We start from the raw sequence: 4,669 nt of genomic DNA, 5'->3' as shown, positions 1-4,669 counted from the left end.
CGCTTTGCGCGCCGCTGACCACCGAGAAGCAGCCCGACGGCAGGCCGGCTTCCAGCGCGAGGGCGGCCAGCGCCAGGGCGGTGAACGGCGTCGCCGAGGCGGGTTTCAGCACCAATGTGCAGCCCGCGCAGAACGCCGCGGCCGCCTTGCGGGTCATCATCGCGGCCGGGAAGTTCCACGGCGTGATCGCAGCCACCGGCCCGACCGGCTCGCGGAACGCCAGGATCAGGTCCTGGGCGGCGCCGCTGTCGATCGCGCGGCCGTCCAGGTGCTCGGCGATGCCGGCGAACCAGGTGATGAACGAGTTGGCGTAGCGCACCTCGCCCACCGCTTCGGCGAATGGCTTGCCGTTCTCCAGCGAGATCAGCGCCCCAAGCGCCTGTTCGTTGGCGGTGATCAGCGCCGCCCAGCGCGTCAGGAACTCGCCGCGCTCCCGACCCTTGCGGCGCGACCAGTCGGGAAAGGCGCGGGCCGCCGCGGCGATGGCCTCGTCCACCTGTTCCGCGGTCAACGATGGGACGTGGCCGAGGATGGTCTGCTCGGACGGGTCCTCGACCGCGATCGCGCCGTCGCCGGCCGAGATCCAGGCGCCGTCCACCAGCGCGGCTTCGCGGATCAGCTTGCGCGCTGCGTCCTTCAGGTCGTCTGGGGAAGTCGGCGATGTCATGTGGAAACCTTTTGCGGGCGGGTCGCCTCCACCGAACGCGCGAGGCCTCGAAACGGCTGTCGGGTTTCCGACAGAGGAATTTAAGTCTCGCATTCTAAAGCGAAATTTACCCTGTCTATGGGCCGTTCGTTTACCGCGTCGACGTTAGGATCGCCCCGAAACAGGATCGGGGATTGGGCGTGGGCCAGCGAATCCGAGCGATATTGCGTCTTGCCGGCACACTGGGCAGGCGCGGTCGGTTGAAGGACGGAATGCGCGACGAGCGCGGCGTGGTGGCGATCATCTTCGCCCTGGCCGTCGTCGTGCTGGCGCCCATGATCCTGGGCCTGTTCGACGTCTACACAGCCACAGAACAGCGCGCGAAGCTGCAGGATGCGGTCGACGCCGCGGCGCTCTACGCCGCACGGTCGTCGGCCCAGACCGACGCCGAGATCAACACCCTGGCGGGCAAGGCGCTCACCGCCAACCTCCACCTGGTGCGCGGCGCGACCTTGACGTCGTCCGAGTTCCACCTGACCGACAACAACACCAAGGTGGTGGGCAGCGCCTCCGTCACCCCGGTGGCGCTCGCTCCCGGATTCTGGTCGCACCATCCGGTCAGCGCCAACACCGAGGTGATCCGCTCGTCGAAGAACGTCGAGGTCGCCCTGGTGCTCGACATCACCGGCTCGATGTCGGGGACCAAGATCTCCGACCTGCGGACCGCCGCGCAGAGCCTCGTCGACATCGTCGTGCGCACCCAGCAGACGCCGTTCTATTCGAAGGTCGCGGTGGTGCCGTGGTCGATGGGGGTGAATCCTGGCGCCTATGGCGACGCCGCCCGTGGCGCTGTCGTCGGCACCAAGGCGGTCACCGCCTACTCGAGCTGGTATTCGGGGACGCAGAAGACGATCAGCGGCGCCACGCGCGCAAGTCCGGTCGTCATCACGGCCACCAGCCACGGGTTCGCCAACGGAAACACTGTGCTGATCACCGGCGTCAGCGGCATGACGCAGATCAACGGCACGCCCTATGTGGTGGCCAACAAGACCACGAACACCTTCCAGCTCCAGGGCATCAACGGCTCGGCGTTCACCGCCTATTCGTCCGGCGGCAAGGTGACGAAGTGCGTGCGCACCGACTGCAGCGCACAGTTCACCTCGACGGCCCATGGCTATAACGTCAACGACTATATCTATATCGACAACCCGAGCGGCGCCGCGCTACGCGATATAGTCGGTATCGTGCGGAGCAATGCGACGAATACCTTCAACCTGTTCTTCGCGAGCGGGCCAACGGCGGCCTACGCCTCTGGCACCACGGCCTACTGCACGACCTACGGCTGCGAGTACATGCGCTTCACCAATGGCGATTCGACGGCGGTGAAGATCTTCCAGAAGACCAACTGCGTGAGCGAGCGCTTCCAGGCCAACGTCAATACGGATGTGGCGCCCAGCACGACGCCGGTCGGCTTCAACTACGCGGCGGACGGCGACAACCTGGTGGCCGGGACCACGGTCAACACGCCCAACCCGTGCATCAGCCACACGATCATTCCGCTGTCGTCGGACAGGACCGCCATCAAGGCCGCGATCGGCTTGCTCGACGATGGCGGCTCCACCGCCGGCCAGACGGGCGTGGCATGGGGCTGGTACATGGTCTCGCCGACCTTCGGCGCGATCTTCCCGGCCGCCAGCCGCCCCGCGGCCTACAACTCGCCCGACACCATGAAGGCGGTCGTGGTGATGACCGACGGCGCGCTCAACACCACCTACTGCAACGGCGTGATCGCCCAGGACTCGCTGTCCGGCAGCGGCAGCATTAAGGACCACATCAACTGCAACGGCGCCAACGGCAGCACCTTCACCCAGGCCGCGGCGCTGTGTGAGAACATGAAGACCGCCAATATCGTGGTCTACACCGTGGGCTTCCAGATCACCGGCGACACCACGGCGACCAACTTCGTCAACGGCTGCGCGACCGATCCCGACCACGTCTACCTGCCGACCAGCGGCACGGCGTTGAAGGATGCGTTCAAGGCGATCGGCGCCGACATCAACAGCCTGCGTCTATCGCACTAGGCTAGAGCAGCTTGATCTCCCGCAGGCGCTCCTTGAGGAAGTCGTCTGCGGTGATCGGCTGCGGATAGCGGTCGGGCCGGTCTGGCTCCACGCAGCCGGCCAGGGTGACGATCTCGTAGTCCGGGTTGAAGTGCAGGAAGAACGGCGTCGAGTAACGCGCCACGCCCAGCCGCTCCGGCGCCGGGTTGACCACCCGGTGGGTGGTCGACGGCAGGCGATGGTTGCTCAGCCGCTGCAGCATGTCGCCGATGTTGCAGACCAGCGAGCCCTGCGGCGGATTGATCGGCAGCCAGCGCCCGTCGCGGTCCAGCACCTCGAGGCCGGCCTCCTCGGCGCCCAACAGCAGGGTGATGACGTTGATGTCCTCGTGGGCGCCGGCCCGCACATGTGGGCCGTCGAAGGCGACCGGCGGATAGTGCAGCAGCCGCAGGATCGAGTTTCCCTCCGACACCGTGGCCGCGAAGAACCCCCGTTCCAGCCCCAGGTAGACGGCGATGGCCTCGAGGATCCGGGCGCCCATGGCGTCCAGCGCGCGGTAGAGCCAGGTCATCTCCTCCCGAAAGTCAGCCGGGGCTTCGGGCCAGACGTTCTCCGGCATCTGGGCGGCGTAGCGATGGCCGGCCGGCAGGTCACGGCCCACGTGCCAGAATTCCTTGAGATCGTGGTGCGCGGCGCCCTTGGCGGTCTCGATGCCGAACGCGGTGTAGCCGCGCTGGCCGCCGACCCCTGTGATGTATTGGCGCTTTACGTCCTCGGGCAGGGCGAAGAAGGCCTTGATCGCGGCCAGCGCCGCATCGAGCCGCGCGGCCGGCAGCCCGTGGTCGCCCACCACGGCGAAGCCATAGCGCTCGAACGACGCGCCCAGCGACTGGCTGAAGCGCTCGAAGTCGCGGTCGAAGTCCGCAAAGGACACCGGGGTAATGGCGGGGGAGGGCACGGGCTTGCTCCTAAACGGTCGGCTTTCCGGCGTCCTCGGCGACGCGTTCGTCTTCGGCCATCTGGCTCATCTCGGCGCGCAGCAACTGGTCCATGGTCTCGCGCGAGGCGCGGGCGGCCAGGATAAAGCGCTCCTCCTCGCCATAGATCGGCGCGAGCTGGTCGAAAAGCGCGCGGTCGTGCTGGCGAAACAGGGTTGCGGCGCGGGTGGCGCGGTAGTCGCTCAGGCCCAGGCGCTTGAGCGCGCGCCGGCCCATCGAAAGGCCGCCTTCGAAGGTCTCGCGCTCCACCTCGTGGGCGCCCTTGCTGAGCAGCTCATAGGCATGGCGGCGGTCCCAGGCGCGGGCCAGCACGGTCAGATGCGGAAAGGCCTGGCGGGCGATCTCCACCATCTCCAGCGCCTTGTCGCGGTCGTCGATCGCCACCACCAGCAGCCTGGCCTTTTCGGCGCCGGCGGTGCGCAACAGGTCCAGGCGGCTGGCGTCGCCGTAGTGAACCTCCATGCCGAAGCGGCGCAGGGTGTCGATCTGCTCGATGCTGGCGTCCAGCGTCACGGTGCGGAAATCGTTGGCGATCAGCAGACGGGCCGTGACCTGCCCAAACCGGCCGAACCCGGCGATGATCGCGTCCGGCGCGCCGTCGTCGTAGGGCGTGTCTTCGGGCTCGGCGAGGCCGGCGCCGGGATGCTTCAGCACCCAGCGCTCGAACGCCGCCATGGCCAGCGGCGTGCAGGCCATCGACAGGGCGACAACGGCGGTGAGCAGCTTGGCCAACTCCGCCCCCAGCACGCCGGCGCCCAGCGCGAAGCCGAAGAGCACGAAGGCGAACTCCCCGCCCTGCGCCAGCGCCACGGCGGTAGCCGCGGCGTCCCGGGGCGACAGGCGCGCGGCCCGCGCCGCGGCGAACATCACCAGCGCCTTCAGCGCCATCAGGCCGCCGACCAGGGCCAGCAGCAGCAGCGGCTGGGCGGCGACCATGGTGAAGTCCAACCCCGCGCCCACGGTGA

4 protein-coding genes are annotated in these 4,669 nt (G+C 68.0%); 1 reads left to right on the top strand and 3 read right to left on the bottom strand.

Annotation, left to right across the window (positions count from 1 at the left end):
- On the bottom strand, positions 1-667 hold a 667-nt coding region (locus Q8M88_RS14980), incomplete at its 3' end, for an aldehyde dehydrogenase family protein (RefSeq protein WP_305597960.1).
- Between the two features lie 251 nt (positions 668-918).
- Between Q8M88_RS14980 and Q8M88_RS14975 the strand changes: the two genes are divergently transcribed.
- Positions 919-2,727 carry a TadE/TadG family type IV pilus assembly protein gene (locus Q8M88_RS14975; RefSeq protein ID WP_305597959.1) on the top strand — a complete coding sequence of 603 codons (1,809 nt, stop codon included), beginning with the start codon at positions 919-921 and terminating at the stop codon, positions 2,725-2,727.
- A gap of 1 nt (position 2,728) precedes the next feature.
- Here Q8M88_RS14975 and Q8M88_RS14970 read toward each other — a convergent pair whose 3' ends face one another.
- Together Q8M88_RS14970 and Q8M88_RS14965 are read right to left on the bottom strand one after the other, a co-directional pair.
- Positions 2,729-3,664, bottom strand: a complete 936-nt coding sequence (locus Q8M88_RS14970; RefSeq protein ID WP_305597958.1) for an isopenicillin N synthase family oxygenase — start codon at positions 3,662-3,664, stop codon at positions 2,729-2,731.
- Positions 3,665-3,674: 10 nt separating this feature from the next.
- On the bottom strand, positions 3,675-4,669 hold a 995-nt coding region (locus Q8M88_RS14965; RefSeq protein WP_305597957.1), incomplete at its 5' end, for an NAD-binding protein.

Origin of the sequence: Phenylobacterium sp. (assembly GCF_030693805.1) — a bacterium.
Classification (GTDB): Bacteria; Pseudomonadota; Alphaproteobacteria; order Caulobacterales; family Caulobacteraceae; genus Phenylobacterium.
The sequence above is the reverse complement of the archived record's forward strand: the minus strand, read 5'-3'. Positions and strand labels throughout refer to the sequence as shown.

What these genes read in the sequence shown, in the direction of transcription:
- Q8M88_RS14975 (WP_305597959.1), top strand. Translation starts at nt 919, where the DNA reads ATGCGCGACGAGCGCGGCGTGGTGGCGATCATCTTCGCCCTGGCCGTC.